This is a genomic window from Saccharothrix variisporea (genome assembly GCF_003634995.1).
In the GTDB taxonomy this organism is placed as follows: domain Bacteria; phylum Actinomycetota; class Actinomycetes; order Mycobacteriales; family Pseudonocardiaceae; genus Actinosynnema; species Actinosynnema variisporeum.
On record NZ_RBXR01000001.1, the window covers coordinates 8651898 to 8673250 of the forward strand.

14 protein-coding genes are annotated in these 21353 nt (G+C 73.5%); 4 read left to right on the forward strand and 10 right to left on the reverse strand.

What is annotated here, in order from left to right; genetic code table 11:
• The first annotated feature begins 9 nt into the window (after positions 1-9).
• Complete coding sequence (locus DFJ66_RS39120) at positions 10-1038, forward strand: ketoacyl-ACP synthase III family protein (RefSeq protein WP_121229423.1); 1029 nt, start codon at positions 10-12, stop codon at positions 1036-1038.
• On the opposite strand, the gene DFJ66_RS39125 is transcribed toward DFJ66_RS39120, so the two are convergent.
• Together DFJ66_RS39125 and DFJ66_RS43745 are read right to left on the reverse strand one after the other, a co-directional pair.
• A complete protein-coding gene (locus DFJ66_RS39125; RefSeq protein WP_147459510.1) occupies positions 1007-2815 on the reverse strand; it encodes an AfsR/SARP family transcriptional regulator in 1809 nt (602 codons plus the stop codon). The two genes, DFJ66_RS39120 and DFJ66_RS39125, sit on opposite strands and share 32 nt — an antisense overlap.
• On the reverse strand, positions 2815-3291 hold the full coding sequence (locus tag DFJ66_RS43745) for a BlaI/MecI/CopY family transcriptional regulator (RefSeq protein ID WP_121232392.1): 477 nt from the start codon (positions 3289-3291) through the stop codon (positions 2815-2817). The genes DFJ66_RS39125 and DFJ66_RS43745 overlap by 1 nt, the downstream gene beginning before the upstream one ends.
• 286 nt (positions 3292-3577) lie before the next feature.
• Here DFJ66_RS43745 and DFJ66_RS39135 point away from each other — a divergent pair, with 286 nt between their 5' ends.
• Complete coding sequence (locus DFJ66_RS39135; protein ID WP_121229427.1) at positions 3578-5959, forward strand: helix-turn-helix transcriptional regulator; 2382 nt, start codon at positions 3578-3580, stop codon at positions 5957-5959.
• On the opposite strand, the gene DFJ66_RS39140 is transcribed toward DFJ66_RS39135, so the two are convergent.
• Genes DFJ66_RS39140 through DFJ66_RS39150 form a run of 3 tightly spaced genes read right to left on the reverse strand, consistent with a single transcriptional unit; the run spans position 5950 to position 8651 of the window.
• Complete coding sequence (locus tag DFJ66_RS39140) at positions 5950-6615, reverse strand: isochorismatase family protein (protein ID WP_121229429.1); 666 nt, start codon at positions 6613-6615, stop codon at positions 5950-5952. The two genes, DFJ66_RS39135 and DFJ66_RS39140, sit on opposite strands and share 10 nt — an antisense overlap.
• Positions 6616-6624: 9 nt before the next feature.
• Positions 6625-7410: a 2,3-dihydro-2,3-dihydroxybenzoate dehydrogenase gene (locus tag DFJ66_RS39145; RefSeq protein ID WP_121229431.1), complete on the reverse strand. Its 786-nt coding sequence runs from the start codon at positions 7408-7410 to the stop codon at positions 6625-6627.
• Between the two features lie 11 nt (positions 7411-7421).
• Complete coding sequence (locus DFJ66_RS39150; protein ID WP_281276684.1) at positions 7422-8651, reverse strand: 3-deoxy-7-phosphoheptulonate synthase; 1230 nt, start codon at positions 8649-8651, stop codon at positions 7422-7424.
• Positions 8652-8853: 202 nt separating this feature from the next.
• On the opposite strand from DFJ66_RS39150, the gene DFJ66_RS45230 reads away from it, so the two are divergent.
• Together DFJ66_RS45230 and DFJ66_RS39160 are read left to right on the forward strand one after the other, a co-directional pair.
• Entirely contained in the window at positions 8854-10854 is a 2001-nt protein-coding gene (locus tag DFJ66_RS45230; protein ID WP_121229433.1) for an anthranilate synthase family protein, read from the forward strand.
• Between the two features lie 34 nt (positions 10855-10888).
• Positions 10889-12070, forward strand: a complete 1182-nt coding sequence (locus tag DFJ66_RS39160; RefSeq protein WP_121229435.1) for a 3-hydroxybenzoate 6-monooxygenase — start codon at positions 10889-10891, stop codon at positions 12068-12070.
• Positions 12071-12088: 18 nt separating this feature from the next.
• On the opposite strand, the gene DFJ66_RS39165 is transcribed toward DFJ66_RS39160, so the two are convergent.
• From DFJ66_RS39165 to DFJ66_RS39185, 5 genes are read right to left on the reverse strand one after another with little or no spacing between them, the layout of a single operon-like run.
• Positions 12089-14263: an MMPL family transporter gene (locus DFJ66_RS39165; protein WP_170199990.1), complete on the reverse strand. Its 2175-nt coding sequence runs from the start codon at positions 14261-14263 to the stop codon at positions 12089-12091.
• Entirely contained in the window at positions 14263-14910 is a 648-nt protein-coding gene (locus DFJ66_RS39170) for a class I SAM-dependent methyltransferase (RefSeq protein WP_121229439.1), read from the reverse strand. Before DFJ66_RS39170 ends, DFJ66_RS39165 begins: the two co-directional genes overlap by 1 nt.
• Complete coding sequence (locus tag DFJ66_RS39175) at positions 14907-19148, reverse strand: non-ribosomal peptide synthetase (RefSeq protein ID WP_121229440.1); 4242 nt, start codon at positions 19146-19148, stop codon at positions 14907-14909. Before DFJ66_RS39175 ends, DFJ66_RS39170 begins: the two co-directional genes overlap by 4 nt.
• Positions 19145-20269, reverse strand: coding sequence for a flavin-containing monooxygenase (locus DFJ66_RS39180; RefSeq protein WP_121229441.1), 1125 nt, complete (start codon positions 20267-20269; stop codon positions 19145-19147). The genes DFJ66_RS39175 and DFJ66_RS39180 overlap by 4 nt, the downstream gene beginning before the upstream one ends.
• Entirely contained in the window at positions 20266-21348 is a 1083-nt protein-coding gene (locus DFJ66_RS39185) for an SDR family oxidoreductase (protein WP_170199992.1), read from the reverse strand. The genes DFJ66_RS39180 and DFJ66_RS39185 overlap by 4 nt, the downstream gene beginning before the upstream one ends.
• Between the last annotated feature and the right edge of the window lie 5 nt (positions 21349-21353).

The following is a 21353-nucleotide window of genomic DNA, read 5'->3' on the forward strand; positions in this document are numbered from 1 at the left end:
GGCAGACCAGTGCGCTACGACGACCTCCACCTCGCCGGCCTCGGGTGGTTCCACCCCAAGACGGTGTCGGTGGACGAGGCGGTGGCCGACGGCCGCTGTGAACCGGCCGCCGCCCAACGCACCCGGACCAAGCGCGTCGCCATCGCCGGGCCGGAGGACAGCCAGCCGGACATGGCCGTGCGGGCGGGCAAGCAGGCGCTGCTGCGTTCCGGGCACCGGCCCGAGGACGTGGACCTGCTCCTGCACGCCGTCGCCAACTACAACGGGCTCGACGGCTGGAACGCCGCGTCCTACGTCCAGCACCGCGTCCTCGGCCGGGCCGGCGTGTCCTACCAGGTCGGGCAGCTGTCCAACGGCGGTGTCGCGTCCATCCAGCTCGCCGCGGCCTACCTCGGCGAGGGGCGTGCCGCCGTGATCACCGCGGCCGACAAGTTCACCGAGCCCGCCTGGAACCGGTGGCGCTCCAGCGCGGGCCTGCTGTTCGCCGATGGCGCCTCGGCGGCGGTGCTGTCCCGCAAGGGCGGCTTCGCCCGCGTCCTGTCGGCGGTCACCGTGTCCGACCCGGAACTGGAGGGCCTCCAGCGCGGCAACCAGCCGTTCTACGACTACGCCGACCCCGCGCAGTACCCGGTGGAGCTGGAGGCGCGGACGCTGGAGTTCTCCGACGTCCTGCCGCTGGACGAGAGCGGACCGCGCCGGGCCCGGGGCATGGTCCGCGCGGCGAAGCAGGCGCTGGAGGAGGCGGACACGGCCTTCGAGGACATCCGCCGGTTCGTCGCGCCGAACTTCGGCTACGAGCTGATGCGCCTGTCCTGCCTGGTGCCGCTGGGCATCGAGCTGGAGCGGACCACGTGGGAGTGGGGCAGCACGGTCGGCCACACCGGCGCGGCCGACCAGTTCGCGGCCCTGAGCCACCTGGTCGAGACCCGGGCCGTCGAGCCGGGCGACCGGGTGATGGTGGTGGGCGTGGGCGGCGGGTTCAACTGGACGGCGGTGGTCGTGGAGGTCAGCTCCGTGCCGGACTGGTCAGAACGCTGACCGCCGACGTGGCGGATCGGGTACCGGCCCGGTCCGCCACGTCCAGTCGCAGGAGGTCCGGGAAGCGGAACCAGGCGGTACCCGATGGCTTGACGCCCACGATGTCCAGCAGGTGGGCGTCCACCAGGGCCTCCATCAGCTTCTCCACGGCGGACTCCGGGATGCCCAGCAGGTCGGCGGCCGAGGTGATGTCGAAGCGGCCGGGGCCGAAGGTCGTGCACAGGGTCGCCAGCGAGTGCTGTTCGAACCGGGACAGGCGGGTGCGGGCCGAGTGGAGGCGGTCGCGCAGGGACAGCGCGCCGGTTTGCAGTTCCGCCAGTCGTCCCGGTTCGACGGCCAGGCGGTCGGCGAGCTTGCGCAGCGGCCACACCGGGCGGGACAGCAGCTTTTCCGCCGCCACCCGCACCGCCAGCGGTGACCGGTCGCAGAGGCCGACGATGCGGTGGGCCTGGTCGGGGTCGGTGGCCGCTCGCCGTGCGCCGATCACGGCGGTCAGCAGCGCCACGGCGTCGTCGGCCGGCAGCGGCCCGAGTTCGACCGTCGAGGTCACGGGCAGCCCGCGCAGCCGCACCCGCGAGGTGAGCAGCGCGGCGCACCCCCGACCGCCCGGCAGCAGCGGCAGCACCTGGTCGACGGACGCGGCGTCGTCCAGCAGGACCAGCACCCGGCGGTCGGCGACCAGGCTGCGGAACAACTGCGCGCGGTCGCCGACCTCGGCGGGCTGTCGTTCCACCGGCACGCCCAACGCCATCAGGAACGAGCGCAGCACGTCCGCCGGCGCCACCGGTCGGTCCTCGGCGTCGTGCAACTGGGCGACGAGCTGCCCGTCCGGGAAGGCGTCCCGGGCGTCGTGGCCCGCCTGGACCGCGAACGTCGTCTTGCCGATGCCCGCCGGTCCGATCACCGCGACCAGCGGCACGACCCGCCGCTCACCGCCCGACCGCAGCACGTCCCCGACGCGGGCCAGCTCCTCCCCGCGCCCGACGAAGTCCCCGATCGCGAACGGCAACTGGGCGGGCACGACCCCGTGACCGGGTGCCGGCAGGTCGGCCAGCAGGTCCCGGTGCAGCGCCTGGAGCCGTGCGGACGGCTCGACCCCGAGCTGGTCCACGAGGTGGCGGCGCAGCCGGAGGTAGGCGTTGAGCGCCTCGCCGCGCCGTCCCGCGCGCTGGGCCGCGACCATGAGCTGGGCGGTGAACTCCTCGTAGGACGGGTGCTCCGCCACCAGCGCGGCCAGCTCCGGCAGCAACGCGAGGTGCCGACCGCACGCCAGGTCGGCTTCGATCCGCTGCTCCAGGACGACCAGCCGGCGGTCGGCCAACTGCACCCGCCGGGCCTCCAGCACCGGACCCGCGTGGAGACCCTCCAGCGGCGTCCCGGTCCACAGCTCCAGCGCGCCGGCCAGCAGCCGCGCCGCCCCCGCGGCGTCCTCGGCGCGCAGCGCGTCCTGACCGGCGGCGGCCAGCCGTTCGAACCGCCACAGGTCCAGCCCGTCCTCCGGCAGGCGCAACGCGTAGCCGTGCGGGTGGGTCTCGACCAGGCCCCCGCCGTCCGGCTCCAACGCCCGCCGGAGCTGGTACACGTAGGTCTGCACGGTCCGCCTGGCCCGCTTGGGCGGGTTCTCGCCCCACAGCTCGTCGACGATCGTGCCGGTGGACACGGTCCGGTTGGCGTTGAGCAGCAGCAGCGCCAGCAGGCGTTGCGGCATCATCGCGCTCGGCACGCGCCGCTCACCCGCCCCGTGCACTGCCAGCGGTCCGAGCACCGAGAAGCGCATCACGTTCCCCCCACGTCCCCTGTGGACTGATCGGTGATCCAGCGGGTCCAGTCGTCGGGCGTCCGGTCGTCGGATGGTCCGAGGTAGACCTCCGTCCACGAGCGGGCCTCGGGTGCCGGCTCCACGACCGGCCGTGCGGGGCCGAGCAGGGACCGGACCCGGTGGCGCAGTGCCGGGTGCTCGTCGGCGAGGCGCAGGAACTCCTCCAGGGCCGCGTCCCCGTGCTCCGCGACGACCCGGCGCACCGCGAGCCCGGCCGCGTTCTCCGAGGTTGCTTCGTAGACGAACCGGCCGCCGATCTCGCGGCGCGCCACCGCGCCCTTCGCGACCAGCCGCCGCAGGACCGTCGTGACCGTCGTGTGGGCAAGGGGTGCCGGTCGGCTCACGTTGACCCGTTCCCGCACGTCACGGGCGCTCATGGGGCTGGACGCGGACCACAGGACCTTCAGGACGTCTCGTTCCAGTGCTCCGCGCACCACAGCCTCCTGTCCCACCCACCGGGTGCGCGTTGCGGAACCGCGCAAGTGGGTACCGGGTACGGGTACCGCTTTGTAATGTGGTGCACGAGACAGTGCAACCACTGTCCACAAGGGGGAACCGCCCGGGCCGTTGCCCGGTCGGTACGTCGCACGGAGCGGGAACTGGGGCCCACTGCGTCGGCACGTCGACGGTGACGTTGCGGGGCACAACGCGTGCCTCCAGCCTGTTCCCGTGCTACCGCTGCGCGTTTGAGCTGGCGATGGATGGGGGAACGTGCGGGAAATGTCGGCGATACCGGGTGCATTGTTGGGGCGCGGTCGGGAATGGGCGGTCGTGGCCGACGCCGTGGAACGGGCCGCGTGCGGCGAGGGCGTCGGCGTCCTGGTCGTCGGTGGGCCGGGCATGGGGAAGACGTCACTACTACGGGAAGCCGTAGGGTGCGCGGGCGGGCGCGGTTTCCACGTGGTGCGCAACCTGCCCGACCACAGCGGCCTGGAGGTCGTGGGGGACTTGCCGGTCTCGTTTTCCGTTGACGGGTGCCGGTTTCCGGTCGCACGGCTGGCCGAGTGGTTGCAGGACCTGCCCGCGACCCGGTCGCCGGTGTTGGTCGCGCTGGACGACGTGGACCGGTTTCCCGAACCCGCGCGGCGCACGGTCGCCGAGCTGGCCCGCACGACCCGGTCCGTCGCGTGGGTCGCGACCGCGGGTGAGGCCCCGCCGGCCGAACACCCGGGCGCGACCACGGTCGAGTTGAGCGGGTGGTCGACGGCGACGGTCGCCGAGGTCGTGGCGAGACGGTTCGACGCGGTCGCCTCCGTCGAACTGGAAGCCCTGCTCGCGCGGGCCGCCGGCGTGCCGGAGCTGGTGATCGGCGTGGTGGACGGCCTGGTCGCCGAGGGCCGCGCCCAGGTGGTCGGCGGGCAGGTGCGGGTCGACTCGCGCCACCTGCCGCGGCGGGTCCACGAGCTGGTGCACCGGCGGCTGAACTCGTTGTCCGCCAAGGCGTGGCAGGTGCTGCGGGTGGCGTCGATGCTCGGCCCGCACTTCGACCTCTCCGACGTGTCCGACCTGGTCGGTGAGCGCACCGCGATGCTGCTGCCCGAGCTGGACGAGATCCTGGCCGCCGGTGTGCTGTCCGCGTTCGGCGACCACTTCGCCTTCCGCCACGACCTCGTCTGGGACGTCGTGGTGGACTCGATCCCCGAGGTGCTGCGCACCGCGTTGCGCAACGACATCGACCGTGTGGTGGGCCGCCGCCCGGTCACCCGGGAGTCGCGCCCGGACGAGGCGAAACGGGGCTCCCACGCCGTGCTGGCCGTCGGTGGGCTCGCCGCCGCGGGCCGGTACGCCGAGGCGGTCCGGCTGGCCCGCGACACCTTGGAGCACCCGGTGCACTCCGCGTCGGCGCTGGAACTGGAAGGGCTGCTGGCCCACCTGCTGCTGTGGCGCGGCGAGTCCGAGGAAGCGGTCACCCTGGCGGAGAAGGCGTGCGCCCGGTCGGCGTCCGCCCCGACGGTCGCCGCGGCCACCGCCGTGCGGCTGGTCGCCCGGTCGTTGACCGACCCGCAGCTCGCCCGCCACGAGGCCGCCCAGGTGTCCGCCGCGCCGACCGCCACCGATGCCGTCGTCGCGACCTCGGTGCTGGCCCGGACGAGCTGGGCGGCCGGCGACCTCGTGGACGGGCTGCAACTGGCCCGGCACGCGGTGCGGGACGGCGGTGGCCACCCGTGGTGGGGCGCGTGGCTGTCGCTGGAGCTGGTGGACAAGCTCGGGCAACTCGGTGAACTGGCCGAAGCCGAGGTGCTGCTGGACTCGATCGGCGGGCACCACGACCAGTGGGCGCTGGCCTCCGCACCCGGCCGCGTCGCGATCGAGCGCGCCCGGCTGCGCGCCCGCGCCGGGCGCTGGTCGGACGCGGTCGCCCAGGTGCGGGCCGGGTTGGGCACGGCCAAGGAGAGCGGCTGCCCGATCGTGGTCCCGGCGGCGCTCGCGGTCCTGGCCAAGGCCGCGCTGGAGAACGGTGAGCTGCCCGCGGCCGTGCAGCACGTGCGCCACGCGGCGGCCGTGGCCGCCGAAGCGGCCGTGCTGCCCGCGATCTCGTGCGACTGGGTGGACCTGCGCATCACCGCCACCACCCACGGCGCGCGGGCCGCGGTGCACGCACTGGAGACCCGCCTGACCGGTCTGGCGACCTCCCCGGTGCTGTACGCGGAGGAACCGGGGGCGGCGGCGTGGCTGATCGACCTGGCCCGCACGGTGGGCAGCACGGAACTGGCCACCACCGCGCTGGACATGATCGAGCACCTGGCGGCGGCCAACGCGGGGCTGCCGGCGGTGGAGTGCGCCGCCGCGCACGCCCGGGGACTCCACGACGGTGACCCGGCGCTGCTGGACCGGGCCGCGCGGCAGCACGTCGACGCCTGGGCGGCCGACCACGCCCGCGAGGCGCTGGCCACGCACGCGCAGGCGCCCGCCGTCGAGCCGGGGTGGGACCGGCTCAGCGACACCCAGCGCACCATCGCCCGGCTGGCCGGCGCGGGCCTGACCAACCAGCAGATCGCGCACCGCGTGCTGCTGTCACCGCACACCGTGAACTACCACCTCCGCGGCCTGTACCGGAAACTGGGGATCTCGTCCCGCGTCGAACTCGCGCGCTACGTCTGACCCACCGCGTCGACCTGCCGTGCCGCCAGCGCTGCCAGCACGGCGTCGGTCATGGGGGTCACGGCGCACCGCTCGGCCGCGTAGGTCACCGCGAGCCGGTGGTAGTGCGCCGAGAAGTCCGCGACCGCGTCCGCGACCAGGAACGTCTCGATGTCGTTGCTGTAGGCGTCCACGGCCGTCATCAGCACGCCGACGTGCGCGAACACGCCGCACACGATGAGCTGGTCACGGCCGTTGCGGTTCAGGTGCTCCAGCAGGTCGGAGTTGTGGAACGCGCTGTAGCGCCACTTGGTGAAGACGTGGTCGTGCGGGGCTGGTTCCAGGCCGTCCACGACCTTGCGGTGCTCGGGCGACACGGTCATGCCCGGCCCCCAGAAGTCCTTCAGCAGCCCGCGTTGCTCCTCGGTCATCCCACCGGGCTGGGCGGTGTAGGCGACCGGGATGCCCAACCGGTCGCACGCCTCCCGCAGCCTTCGGACGTTGGCCACCAGCTCGACCACCGGTGACGTCCCGGGCGGGAACGGGGCCAGGAAGTACCGCTGCATGTCGTGGATCAGCAGCGCCGCCCGACTCGGGTCGACCGTCCACGTCGCGGTGTTGGGCGGCAGCTCGTCGGCCGTGGGCATCGGGTACGGCTCGATCGTCGGAATTCCCACCGTCGCCCCCTACGCGCCCAGCGCCGCGCCGCCGTCGACGAACAGCTCCTGCATCGTCACGTGGTTGGCGTGGTCGGACAGCAGGAACAGCACGGCGTCGGCCACATCGGACGGTCGCGCGATCTTCTTCAGCGGGATGCCCACCTTGAACTGCGTCGCGTCCCCGGCGATCGCCGCCGCCGACGGGTCCGCGCCACCGGTCAACGTGCGCAGCATCGGGGTGTCGGTCGAGCCCGGCGACACCACGTTGCACCGGATCGAGTGCTCCGCCAGTTCCAGCGCGAGGGTCTTGGTGAAGGCGACCGACGCGGCCTTGGACGCCCCGTAGGCGGCCATGCGGGAGCGGGGCACCGCGGCGGCGTTGGAGGCGATCGTCACGATGGCGCCGCCACCGCCGTCCTCGACCATGTGCCTGGCCACGGCCCGGGAGGTGTTGAACACGCCGGTCGCGTTCACCCCGAACGTGGTCGACCAGTCCTCGTCGCTGGTGTCCAGCACGGACCGCGGGCGCAGCACACCGGCCACGTTCACGAGGAAGTCGATCCGGCCGAACTTCGCGGCCACGCGGTCCACGACGGCGCCGATCTCGGCGCCCGAGGAGACGTCGGCCTTGAAGACCTCGATCCGACCGCTGCTCCGGACGGCGTCGGCCAGCGCTTCCAGCCCCGCGCCGTCCGTGTCGACCGCCGCCACCCGGGCGCCCTGTCCGGCCAGCGCGGACGCCACGGCCGCGCCGATGCCGCCGGCCGCGCCGGTGACCAGCGCCGTCTTGTCCCGGATTCCCGCCAGTTCCACTCGACTCTCCTTCACCTGGTGCTGAGTTGGGGGACGGTGCTCCACGCCTCGACGGCCGCCAGCGCCTGGTCGGGGTTCAACCGGGGGTCGCAGGTGGACAGGTAGCGGGCGGTCCCGGGCAGGCCGACCAGGTCCAGGTCGTCGTCACCGGTGACGCACTCCACGACCGGTTCCGGGGTGACCTCCAGGTGCAACCCGCCCGCGTGCACGCCCTCGGCCGCCAAGACCTCGCGGAACCGCCGGATCTCCCGCAGGACGGTGTGCAGCAGCCGTGTCTTCTGCCCGCCGGGGGCCGTGATCGTGTTGCCGTGCATCGGGTCGGACAGCCACACGACCGGGTGGCCCGCCGCCTTCACGGCCGCCACCAGCGGCGGGAGGAGATCGGCGACCAGGTCCGCGCCCAGGCGGGCGATGAGCGTCAGCCGGCCGGGAGAGCGGTCCGGGTCCAGCACCGCGCACAGCGCGAGCAACTCCTCCGGTGTCGTGGTCGGCCCGACCTTGCACGCCACCGGGTTGGCCACCGCCGCCAGCAGCCGCACGTGCGCGCCGTCGAGCTGCCTGGTCCGATCGCCGACCCAAGGCCAGTGCGTGGAGGACAGGTAGACCTCGCCGTCGGGCGTGCGGCGCACGAGCGGCAGTTCGTAGTCCAGCAACAGCGCCTCGTGGCTGGTCCACACCGGACTGCCGGTGGCGCGCAGGAACGTGACGGCGTTCGCGGCGGCCTGGTACCCGCTGAGCAGGCGCATCGGGTCCGGCCGCCGCAGCACCGGGTCCGGTTCGGGGCTGTTGACCAGGTGCCCGCGGAACGCCGGCAGCTCCCCGGCGCCGTGCGGCTCCAGGGCCTTCGAGCGGGGCTTGGCGAACTGCCCGGCGATGCGGCCCGCGCGGACGACCGGCAGGCCGGACCGCGCCCGCAGGGAGACCGCGAGCGTCTCCAGCAGGCCGAGCTTGCGGGCCAGCACGTCGGGCACGCAGTCCGCCGGGTCCTCGGCGCAGTCGCCGGCCTGCACGACCTGGGCCCGTCCGGCCGCCACCCCGGCGAGCAGGTCCCGCAGCCGGCGGACGTCGGCCGCCTGGACCAGCGGGGGAGCACCGGCCAGGGCCGAACCCATGCGCCGGGACAGCCAGCCGTCCCAGTCGGGCTGCTGCGCGGCGGGCAGGGCGCGCCAGTGGCGCAGTTCGTCCTCGGTCAGGCCGCGCGGTGAGTGGTCGTGGTCGGTCAGGCTCGGGTCAGCGAGCACCTGCTCCTCCGATTCGTGCCGTCGATTCCACCGGCCGACACGAACCTATCCGGGAACCACGGGAAAGCTACTACTAACTCAGGTAGTCGAGTAGGTGTGAAGGGTGCGACGGATACGTAGCAGGGGTGACCAAGGTGAGTAGTTTCGCCCGCTGTGGAACGGCAATACGGTGCAGTGCTACATCCGCTCCGGAAGGGATCCGATGGACATCGACCGCCTGTTGCGCGCGGACGTCGGAGCGTTCGCGCTGGTGCACCGGTCCGCGCTCGCCGGTTCCGTCGAAGTGCTCACCGGCGACCCGGTCGTGGCGGCGAGCCTCGCCGAGCTGCCGCTGCCGCCGGCGGGCACGGTCCCGACCGGCGGTGCGCCCGCGCACGACCTGCTGGTCCTGGTTCCCTACCGCCAGATCGCCGAACGCGGCTTCGAGCACCAGGACGACGGGGCTCCGCTGCGGGCGCTGAAGGTCGCCGACCAGGCCCGCCTGCCGCTGGACACCCTCGTGGCGGCCCTGCCGGACGAGCCGGTCGAGGTCGACGCCGCCGGGTTCGACGTGGACGACGACAGCTACGCGGCGATCGTGGAGAAGGTGCTCGCCCAGGAAATCGGCTGGGGCGCGGGCGCGAACTTCGTCATCAAGCGGTCGTTCACCGCCGAATTGCGGAACTTCACCACCCGGCACGCGCTCAGCGTGTTCCGTCGCCTCCTTTCGGGTGAAACCGGGGCGTATTGGACGTTCCTGGTGCGATTCGACGACAGGACGTTCATCGGGGCGACGCCGGAAAGGCACGTGTCCGTCGAGTCCGGCAAAGCGGTGATGAATCCCATCAGCGGAACCTATCGCTATCCGGATTCCGGTCCTCGGCTTTCCGAAGTGCTCGACTTCCTCGCCGACACCAAGGAGACCGACGAGCTGTACATGGTCGTCGACGAGGAGCTGAAGATGATGGCGCGCGTCTGCGACGGCGGCGTCCGCGTGCACGGCCCCCACCTGAAGGAGATGGCGCGGCTCGCGCACACCGAGTACCTGATCGAAGGACGCACGACCCGCGATGTCGCGGACGTGCTGCGCGAGACCATGTTCGCGCCCACCGTCACCGGCAGCCCGCTGGAGAGCGCGTTCCGGGTCATCCACCGGTACGAGCCGCGCGGCCGGGGCTACTACAGCGGTGTCGCGGCCCTCGTCGGCCGCGACGGATCCGGCGCCCGGACGCTCGACTCCGCCATCCTCATCCGCACGGCGGAGATCGACGCCGGCGGCCGGGTGGACCTCGGCGTCGGCGCGACCCTGGTGCGCCACTCGGACCCCCGATCGGAGGTGGCGGAGACTGCCGCGAAGGCCGCCGGGCTCCTCGCCGCCATCCGCGGCGACACCACCACCGCGGACACGGCCGACGCACAGCGCTCCCGCTTCGCCGACCACCCGGCGGTCCGCGACGCCCTGGCACGCCGCAACAACGGCCTCGCCGCGTTCTGGCTCGCCGACCGGCCCCACGACCGGGCCCCGGCGCCGGCCGGTCGGCCCCACGACCCGGCCCCGGCGCTCGCCGACCGGCCCCACGACCCGGTCCCGGCGCTCGCCGGTCGGCCGGACGACCCGATCCCGGCGCTGTCCGGCCACCGGATCCTGGTCGTGGACGCCGAAGACACCTTCACCGCGATGCTCGCCCTCCAACTCCGCTCGCTCGGCCCGGACATCACCACCCGCCGGTTCGACGAGCCGCTGGACGTCCACGGCTTCGACGCCGTGCTGGTCGGCCCCGGACCGGGCGACCCGCGCGACCACGACCACCCCAAGATCGCCGCCCTGCGCCGGGTCACCGAGGGCCTGCTCGACCACCGGGTGCCGTTCCTGTCGGTGTGCCTGGGCCACCAGGTGCTCAGCGGCCTGCTCGGATTCCCCCTGGTGCGCAAGGACAAGCCCAACCAGGGCACCCGACGCGAGATCGACCTGTTCGGCCGCCGCGCGACCGTGGGCTTCTACAACACCTTCGCCGCACGAGCGGAGGCCGACGCGGTCGAGTGCGAAGGCGTGCCGGGGCTGGTCGAGGTCGCCCGCGACCGGAGGACCGGCGAGGTGCACGCGCTGCGCGGACCGTGGTTCGCCTCCACGCAGTTCCACGCCGAGTCCGTGCTCACCGAGCACGGACCGGAGATCCTCGCCGACCTGCTCACCACCGTCCTCGCCGCCCGAGTGGCCGGCTGACCGCACGAACGGCTGACCACGGAAGGGGAACAGCATGGCCGAGGTCCTCATCGCGGGCGGGGGCATCGCCGGCGTCGCCACCGCGCTGGCGGTGGCCCGGTCGGGGCACCGCGTCCTCGTCCTGGAGCGCAACGCCGAGTTCACCGAGCTGGGCGCGGGCATCCAGTTGGGGCCCAACGCCTTCCGCGCGCTGGACCGCCTCGGCGTGGGGGAGCAGGTGCAGGCCGGCGCGGTCATGGTCGAGGCGCTGAGCCTGATGGACGGCGTCACCGGGCAGCGCATCACCCAGCTCCCGCTGACCGGCGAGTTCCGCGAGCGGTTCGGCTACCCCTACGCCGTGGTCCACCGCATCGACCTGTACTCGGTGCTGCTGGCGGCATGCCGGTCCCACAAGGCGATCGAGCTGCGCACGGACGCCCCCGTGCGCGACTACCGTTGTGACGGAAAGGAAGTCTCGGTCACGCTCGCCTCCGGCGAAGTCGTGCGGGGCGACGCGTTGATCGGGGCGGACGGCATCCGGTCCACGATCCGGGCGCAGATGCTGGGTGACGGCGAGCCGCGGGTGTCCGGGCACACCATCTACCGCTCGGTCGTGCCGATGGAGTCGGTGCCCGACCGGCTCAGGTGGAACACCGTCACGCTGTGGGCCGCGCCGAAGCACCACTTCGTGCACTACCCGATCGCCGGCGGGAAGTTCCTCAACCTCGCCGCGACCATCGACAACGCCGCCACCGAGGTGGTCAGCGGCCGACCGGTCGACCGCGACCTCGTGCTGGCCACCTTCGCCCACCTGCCCGCCACCGCGCGGGACTTCCTGCACCTGGGCCAAGAGTGGCGCACGTGGGTGCTGTGCGACCGCGACCCGGTGCGGCGGTGGAACGACGGCCGGGTGGTGTTGCTCGGAGACGCCGCCCACCCGATGCTCCAGTACGCCGCCCAAGGCGCGTGCATGGCGCTGGAAGACGCGGTGTGCCTGGGCGACCTCCTCGCGGAGGGCGACTCGGACTTCACCGCGGTCTTCGAGCGGTTCACCGCCGAGCGCGCCGAGCGCACGGGGTGGGTGCAGGAGATCTCGCGGGCGATCGGCGAGCAGGTGTACCACCCGGCCGGTGTGGCCGCCGAGGAGCGCAATGCGTCCCTCGGCGCGCACACCCTCACGGACTTGCTGGACCTGGTGGACCGGCTCTACCGCGAGCCGGTCCCCTCGACGCGCTGATCACTCCTCCCGCGCTGGTCACTCCTTCAGGCCGAGGCGGCGGTGCAGCGCCGCCAACGGCTTGGGCGCCCACCAGTTCGCCCGGCCGGCGAGCTTCATGAACGCCGGTGCGAGCACACCCCGGATCAGCCACGCGTCCACCAGCACCGCCAACGCCATCGTCACCCCGAGCAGCTTGAGCAGCGACACCCCCGACGTGGCCAGCACGGCGAGCACGGACGCGATCACCAGCGCCGCCGCGGTGAACACCCGCCCGGTCCGCTGGAGGCCCTGCGCCACGGCGTGCGTGTTGTTCCCGGTGGCGACGTAGTCCTCCCTGATCCGGGACAGCAGGAACACCTCGTAGTCCATCGACAGGCCGAACGCGATGCAGAACACCAGCACCGGGATCGTCGTCTCCAGGTAACCGGTCGAGGTGAAGTCGCCCACGAGCCACGACAGGTGACCCTCCTGGAACACGTACACCGCCGCGCCGAAGCTCGCGCTGAGGCTGAACAGGTTGAGCACCAACGCCTTCAGCGGCACGAGCAGGCCGCCGGTGAACAGGAACAGCAGGATGAACGTGAACACCGCGATCGCGCCGAACGCCCACGGCAGCCGTTCCGACAGCACGTCCTTGGTGTCGACCAGGACCGCGCTCGGGCCGGCGACGTGCACCCGCGAGTCCAACGCCCGCACCGACCTGGCGAGCTCCTGGGACGCCTCGTCGTACGGTCCCTGCGCGGGCCACACCCGCAGCCACGCCGACCCGTCCGCGACCATCGCCGCCGATGCCGGTGTCGGCGGCTGGACCAGCTCACCGGCCCGGTACACGCCGGTCGGCCCCTCCACCGACTCCGCGCCGGGCAGCCGCGAGGCGCGCTTGACCAGGTCGTCCACAGTGGACTGGTCGGCGGTGTCCACGAGCACCGGCATGGCGTCGCCGATCGACCGGTCGAAGTCCTCGGTGATCTCCACCGCCGTGCGGTGGCTGGGCGCGCTCGCCGGCAGCACCCGGTGGTCGGCCATGCCGAACCGGACGTCCAGGAACGGCACCGCGGCCAGCGCCAGCAGCACCAGCACCGGCAGGGCGGCGAGCACGGGCCGGCGCATGACGGCGTGCGCCACCCGCCCCCACCACCGGCCCTCGGGCTTGGGCTCGCGCTTGCGCGCCCGACCGAGGACCCGGTTGCCCAGCAACGCCAGCACGGCGGGCAGCACGGTCACCGAGCTCATCGCCGCCACCGCCACCACGGAGATCGCCGCGTAGGCCAGGGACCGCAGGAAGAACATCGGGAAGATCAGCAGCGCGCTCAACGACAACGCCACCGTGACCGCCGAGAAGATCACCGTGCGGCCCGCCGTCACGACGCTGCGCACGACCGCGTCCGGCACCTCCCGGCCCGCGCGCAGTTCCTCGCGGAACCGGGCGACGATGAACAGGCTGTAGTCCACGGCCAGGCCGAACCCGAGCGCGGTGGTGAGGTTGAGCGCGAAGATCGACACGTCGGTGACCTCGGACAGCACCGACAGCACGGCCGTGGTCGCGGCCACGGCGAGCATCCCGACCACCACGGGCAGCACCGAGGACAGCAGGCTGCCGAACGCGAGCACGAGGATGATCAGCGTGATGGGCGCGCCGATCAGCTCGGCCTTGATGAGGTCGTCCTCGCTCTGCTTGGCGATCTCCGCGTTGACCTGCGCCCGCCCGGTCACGTCGATCTCGAGCGGCTTGGCGGAGTCGGTCCACTTCGGCACGACCTCGGCCGTCGTGGCCTGCACCTGCCGTTCGTCGCCCTTCAGCTTCACCAGGACCAGCGCGCGGGTGCCGTCGCTGGAGCGCAGGTCCGGCAACCCGGTGGTGAAGAACGAGGTCACGGACTGCACGCGGTCGTCGGCGTCGATCTCCGTGGTCAGCCGGGTACCGGCCTGGAGCGCGTCTGGTTGGTCGATGCCGCCCTCGGCGGACAGCACCAGCACCAGGCTGGGCTCGCCAGCGGAGAACTTCTCGGCCAGTCGACGGTCGGCTTCGGCGGCCGGCGACGCGCTCGGCGTGTAGCCGCCGTTGACCAGTTTCTCCGACACGGTTCCGCCGAACGCGCCCGCGAGGGCGGCGAACACGAGCGCCGCCGCGAGCACCCACCAGCGTCGGCGCACGGCGAACCGCGCCGTGCCGCCCAGCACCACCGAGCGGCGTTCGAGCTTCTCCAGCACTAGCCGGCCTTTCCTTCGGTCGGGCTCGCCACCGCGACCACGAACGGGAACATCACGAAGGGCACGTGCGGCGGGTTGAACCGGTCGAGTTCCTTCACCTCGAACCCGGCGCCCGCGAGCGTGCGCAGCGTGGGGCGGTTGGTGCGGCAGCCGCCCACGAACAGCCGCCAGAACGGCACGGACGCGTGCTGGGCGGCCCGCACGAACCCGCCCGCGTCGGTCTGGACGTGCTCGACCAGCAGCAGCGCCCCGTCCGGCCGCAGGACCCGGCGCAGCTCGGCGGCGCTGCGGGCCGGGTCGTCCACCGAGCACAGCGTCAGCGTGCTGACGACGGTGTCGAAGGAGGCGTCCGGGAACGGGAGGCGCTCGGCCGGGGCGTCCACGACCTCGACCGGGACCTGCGCCTCGGGCACGCGGCGGCGCAGCCGGCGGCGGTAGGCGGGGTCGGGCTCGGTGGCGACGACCTTCTCCACGTCCCGGTAGCGCAGGAGGTTCATGCCCGTGCCCGCGCCGATCTCCAGCACCTGCCCGCGGGCGTGGCTCAACGCCAGTGCTCTGGCCTCACCGAGCCAGGTCCGCTCGGCGCCGCGGTTGTACCGGTCGTACACCGCCGCGTAGACGGGGTGACTGCGCACCGAGGTCGTCATCGCGTGTCCTCCGGGGTGTCGGTGAGCAGCCGGTGCAGCCGCTCCAGCAGTGATCGGGCTCGGGTGCCGTCGACGACGGCGGGGTCGTGCAGGGCGGTCAGGCGCAGGCCGGTCCCGACGCGGCGGGCGACGACGAGCAGTTCGACCGGCAGCCGGAACCCGCGGCCGAGGAAGTCGTCGTCGAACGGGTCGGTGCGGCGGACCTCGCAGTCGGCCAGTCGGAGGCCGCGCACCGGCGGCAGCGACTCGACCGCCACGAACTGGGACTCCGTCATCACGGTCATCAGGTCCGGGATCTCCTCGCACAGCGCGAGCAGCGGCACCTGGCCGTGGGCCAACGCCTCCCGCACGGTGGTCGCCGCGCGGGGCAGGACATCGGCGAGGCCGGCGTCCGGTGGGACGTCGAGGCGGATCAGCATGGGGTTGAGCAGCAGCCCGATCATGCGGTCCAGGCCGGGCTCGTCGCGGGCGGCGTTCAGGGTGAGCAGCCGGACGTCCGGGTCACCGGAGTCCTCCGCGCGGACTCGGGCCAGCGCGGCCACGACGGCCGAGAAGACCGTGGCCCCGGCCCGACGTGCCCGCTCCAGCAGCGCCGCGGTCTCGGCTTCGTCCAGGTCGACGTGGCACAGCTCGGTGGGGCGGCCGTCCGGCTCGTCGTCGGACAGCCGGATCGGTGTCGCGCCCCCGGTCTGCTGCGCCCAGTGGGTGAGGGCGCTGCGGTAGGGCTCGGTGTCCCGCCAGGCCAGGTCCACGAAGAACCGCTCGTCCACGCCACGCACCAGGTCCTGGTAGCCCGGCGGGTCGGGCAGGCGGTGGGGTCGGCCGGAGCGCGCCGCGTCGTACAGCTCTTCCAGCTCCCGCTCCAGCACGTCGATCGACCAGCCGTCGGCGACCATGTGGTGCACGCGCAGCACCAGGAGGTGCTCGGTGTCCGATGCGCTGGTGAGCTGCGCGGTGAACACCTGCCCGGTCGCCGGGTCGAGCACGCGGGTGGCGTCGTCGCGTGCCGCGGCCCGCAGGAGGGCATCCGGGTCGCCCGCCACCCTGGTCACGGCCAGGACGTCTGTGGTCGCCGCCTCGACGACCTGGGTGCCTTCGTACGCCTCCAGGAGGACCTTCGTCCGCAGTGCCTCGTGCCGGGCCACGAGCTGGTCCACCGCGTGGCGCAGCGCGTCCACGTCGAGCGGCCCGCTGATGCGGTAGTGGACCGGCAGCGCGAAGTCCGGGTGCCGTGACCCGCCGGGCCGGCGGTAGTGGTCGAGGAACCAGAACGCGGTCTGGGCGCTGGTCAGCGGCAGTGAGCCTCCCTCGCGCCGCACGGCCGGGGCAGGTGTGCGCGGTGTCGCGTTCTCGACCAGCAGGGCGAGTTCGCGCACGGTCGGCGCGGAGAACAGCGCACCCGACGGCAGTGCCACGTCCAGTTGCTCGGTCAGTCGCACCGCGCAGGTCGCAGCGAGCAGCGAGTCCCCGCCGAGTTCCACGAAGTCGTCGTCCACGCCGACCCGGTCCAGCCCCAGGACGGCCCGCCACACCTCGGCCACCGCGGTCTCGGCGGCCGTGCGCGGCGCGACGAACGGGGTGTCCAGCTCGGGACGTCCCAGGTCCGGCGCGGGCAGGGCGGCGAAGTCCACCTTCCCGTGCCGGGTGGTGGGCAGCTCGGCGAGCACCACGTACGCGCCCGGCCGCTCGTGCGGCACCAGCACCGCGTCGGCGTGTTCCCGCAGCCGGGTCACGAGCGTGCCGCGCACGGCGCCCACCGCCCGCTTGCGCAGCGGGTCGGTGGTCAACGGGCCGGCCACCTCGGGCGCGGGGAAGCGCGGCAGGGCGCCGGGGGCGAAGTCCCGGCGCACCAACGCCAGGTCGAACGCGCCGCCGTCCCAGCCGGCCGCGCGGCTGAGGTGGCACCGGTAGCCGTGGGTCTGGGCGAGGTCGAACAGCGCTTCCGGGATCACCGCGGACAAGTCCCGCGCGGACTCCAGGACGCGGAGGTCGACCACCGTGCCGTCGAAACCCGTCCGCAGGGCCTCCGCGACGGCGGTCAGGCCCGCCGTGCGGGCGTTGGGCACGCGCCGGAAGCCCACGACCTCCGGACGGCGGTCCAGCAGCGCCTGCAACTCGCGCATGCCGTGCCATTCGCGCCATTCGACGTCGAGCAACTGCGCCTGCGTGTGGAGCACGGCGTCGAACCGGAACGCGGTCATCTCGTTGTGCCGCCACCCGCGTCGAGGACGCACCTCGGCGTGGACACCGGGCACGGTCGCGAACCAGCGCGGGTCCACGAGCAGTTGAGCTTCGTCCTCGACCCGCCGCGCGACCCGGGCCGCGATGACGTCGGCGGGCGTGTCCTCGCTCGCCTTGGCCAGCGCGATGGACGTGTGGAACTCCCACAGCAGCGACAGGTCCCGGACGTCGCCGAGGACGACCCGGCCGCCGGTCCCGGTCGCCGCCACCGCCCCGCGCACGGTGCGGTCGAGGTAGTCCGCGCCCGGGAAGTACTGGCTGACCGAGTTCGACACCACGAGGTCGAACCCGCCGCCGGCGAAGTCCGCGACGTCGCTCGCCTCGCCCCGCCGCAGCTCCACCTGGCTCAACCCGGCCGCGTCGACCGCGCGGCGCAGCCCGTCGAGCGTCCGCGCGGACACGTCGACCCCGACGTAGCGGTCGGTGTGCGGCGCGACGCGCAGCAGTGGCAGGCCCGTGCCGCACCCGAGGTCGAGCACCGAGCGGGGTTCGCCCTCGCGCAGGACGGCGGTGGTGTGCTCGACCCACTCGACCATGTCCTCGTCCGGCAACAACTCGCCGGTGTAGCTGCTCTTCCAGCCGCTGGTGTCGAAGTCGGTGCCGGCGGCCGACGCCGTGTCGGCGACCTCGTCCACGACCTGCGCCCAGGTGTCGCGGACCTCGGCCTCCACCGCCCGCAGGTCCGCCACCGGCACGACGTACGCGGTCAGCACCTTGCCGTCGGACGGCCGGTCCTTGAGCGCGAGCGCCACGTCCGACACGCCCCGGCACTCGGCGAGCCGCGCCCGAACTCCGGCCAGGTCCACCCGGTGGCCGCGCACCTTGACCTGGTCGTCCAGCCGACCGGTCACCGCGAACCGGCCGTCCGGGAGCACCCGGGCCCGGTCACCCGTGCGGTACATCGTGCGGTCGGGCCGCCCCGGCAGCGGGACGAACCGCCGCGCGGTCAGCTCGGGGTCGCCCAGGTACCCGGCGGCCAGCTGGTCGCCGGTCACGCACAGCTCGCCGTCCTCGCCGGCCGGCACGGGTTCGCCGTCCTCGCCGACGACCAGCAGTGCGACGTTCGGGATGGGCGTGCCGATCGTGACGTCCTCACCGGGCCGCAGCACGCCGCTGGTGCACCACACGGCCGCCTCGGTCGGCCCGTACTCGTTGACCAGCTCGACGTCCGGCAGCACTTCGTGGTGCCTGCGCACCAGGCTCTCCGGGCACGCCTCGCCCGCCACCACGACATGCCGCACGGCGGTCCGCGGCTCCCTCAGGCCGTCGAGCACCTGCCGGTACAGGGTCGGGGTGAGCAGCGTGTGCGACACCCCGGTGGCCGGGTCGGACAGCACGCGGCGCAGCTCCGCGACCAGCGCCACCGGGTCCGGCGGGGCCAGGACCAGCGTGCCGCCCTGGGTGAGCGTCCACCACACGCCCGCCATCGAGGAGTCGAACGTCATCGGCGACACCATCAGGAACCCGTCGACCAGGTCGGGGTAGCGGTGCCAGCGGGCCAGCGTGGACTGGGTGATCGCGCCGTGCGAGACGAGCACCGCCTTCGGGGTGCCCGTCGAGCCCGAGGTGTGGATGACGTACGCGCCGTCCGCCGGGTCGATCCGCACCTCGGGCGGCCGGGTCGAGCACGCCTTGATCGCCGGGTCGTCCAGGTCGTCGATCACGTGCCGCGGGGTGATCCGGGCGAGCATCTCGTCCAGGACCGCCGGCGGGTAGTCGGCGTCCACCGGCACGTACACGCAGCCGGCGGCCATGATGGCGACCTGCGCGACCACGGCGTCCACCCCGCGCGGCAGGCGGCTGACCACCCGATCGCCCTTCACGCAGCCCAGGTCGAGCAGGTGGTTGGCCACGCGGTGGGCGGCCTCGACCAGTTCGCGGTAGGACAGGGCGCGCTCGGCGTCGCGCACGGCGACCCGGTCGGCGTCGCGGGCCGCGGCCCGGCGCAGCAGGTCGGGCAGGGGCAGGAAGTCGAACAGCACGACCGGCCCGGTCATCGCGCCCCCTCTCTCACGGACGCGCTGGTCGCCGAGCGGGCGACTCGCACGGCTTCGCGGCCGTGTTCGCGGATGTCGCCTTGCAGGGACGGTCCGCCGACCACGAACAGGCCCGGCGCGCCCGGCAGCGGAGCACCCCAGCGCAGTGGCTTCCCGTCCGGGTCCAGCACGCCGAAGTCGGACAACAGCCCGGGGAACGAAGGGCGGTACCCGGTGGCGAGGACGAGCACGTCCGGGCGGACCGTGCGGTCGTCGTCCAGCAGGACCTCCCCGCCGTGCGCCTTGCGCGTGCCGGGGACGACCTCGATCCGGCCGTCGCGCACGGCCCGCGCGAAGCCGCGTTCGGCCACCGGCGCCATCCCGGTCTGCCGGAACCGGGTGTGCGAGCCGACCGCCGGCGTGCCGAGGCCGTAGCGGACCAGGTCCCGGTAGAGCGACCAGTGCGAACCGAGGCTCAGCTTGTCCCACAACGCGTCTGGCAGCCGTGCCCCCAGCACGCTCACGCGGTGCGTGGACACACCCAGGTTGCTCGTGGGCACCAGCAGCGGCGCGGTGCGCACCGACAGCCGGACGCTCTGCGCGTGGGCGACGAGGTCGGTAGCGATCTCGGTCGCCGAGTTGCCCGATCCGACGACCAGGACGTGCTTGCCCGCGAACGGTTCCGGAACGCGGTAGTCCGCCGAGTGCAGCACCTCGCCGGTGAAGTCCGCCGCCCAGTCGGGCACCACGGGCTCCGCCGCGTTCCCGGTGGCCACCACCAGCACGTCGGCGGCGAGCCGGCCATCGGGTGTGTCGACCTGCCAGGAGGTGTCCCGCGTGACGGCCAGCGCGGGCGTCGACGTTCGCACGTCCAGCCGGTGGTGCGCCGCGTACGTGCGCAGGTAGGCCGCGAACCCGGCTCCACTGGGCCAGTTCCCTTCGGACTTCGGGATGGCCAGACCGGGCAGGCCGGACAACGCGCGCAAGGTGTTGAGCCGCAGGCTGCGGTAGCGGTGCCGCCAGCGGTGGCCGACTTCCTCGCCCGCCTCCAGGACCACGACCTCCCACCCGGATCGGCGCAACGCCGCCGCACTGGCGAGCCCGGCGGACCCGGCGCCGAGGACGATCGCGCGGCCGGTCATGCCCTCGCCTCCGCGGGCACCGCGAAGCACCGCCGCAGGTGGTCCCGGTCGACCTGGTCGGGCGCGGGCAGGTCAGGCAGCAGTCGGCGGGTGAGTGAGGTGTCGTAGTGCCGGCGGTGGAACAGGTAGGGCAGGAACCCGGCGGCCCGGCGGTGGAAGTAGCTCTCGGTGTCGGTCGGGTCGTGCGGCGCGGCGGGCATCATCCGCAGCCGGACGTGGGAGGTGTCCTCCAGCGCCGCCGAGATCGTGCGGACCGGGACGTCCTTGTCGTGCACGACGTGCGCGGTCACGACATCGGTGCGCACCCGCTCCCCGAGCAGCCGCATGGCTTTCGCGGCCCAGTCGACCTGCACGAGGTTCAAGTGGGCGCGCGGGTCCGCGCCGACGCGGAGCACCAGCCGGGAGTCCGAAGTGGACGCACGGGTCAGGATGCGGTCGATGATCCGGCTCACCGTGCGCAGGGTGTGCTCCGGCGACGCCGTCACGGTGTCCGCGCCGGGCACGAGGATGCTCGGGCGCAGGACGAGCGCGGACCGGTCGCGCTGCTTCGCCCAGTGCCGGACCAGGCCTTCCGCGGTGTGCTTGGAGTGCTCGTAGGTGTTCTCGAACGCGGTCGTGCCGGCGGTGTCGGCCTCCCGGATCTCCCCCTGCCGCACCTTCCCGGCGACGAACGCCGTGCTCACGTGGCGGAACACCGCCCCGGCCGGCATCAGGTCGGCGAAGGCCAGCACGTTCTCGGTGCCCACGACGTTGGACTGCCACACGTGGTCGTCGCGGCCGTCCAGCACGACGGAGGCGGCGACGTGCCACAACTCCTCGGCCTCCAGGGCGAGCACCCGGGCGTCGTCCGCGGTGAGGCCGAGCAGGGGTAACCGGACGTCGACGTCCACCACCGACAGCAGCCGGTCCAGCGGCTCGGGCACGGGGGTCCCGGTGGCGTCCAGGAACCGTTCGACGCGCTCGAAGGCGGGCGTGCCGCCCGCGTGGGCGAGGAGGGTGACCGGGCGCCCGGCCTGCACCTGCTCGCGCACCAGGTGCAGGCCGAGGAAACCGGTACCACCGGTCATCAGCAGCGACATGCGGA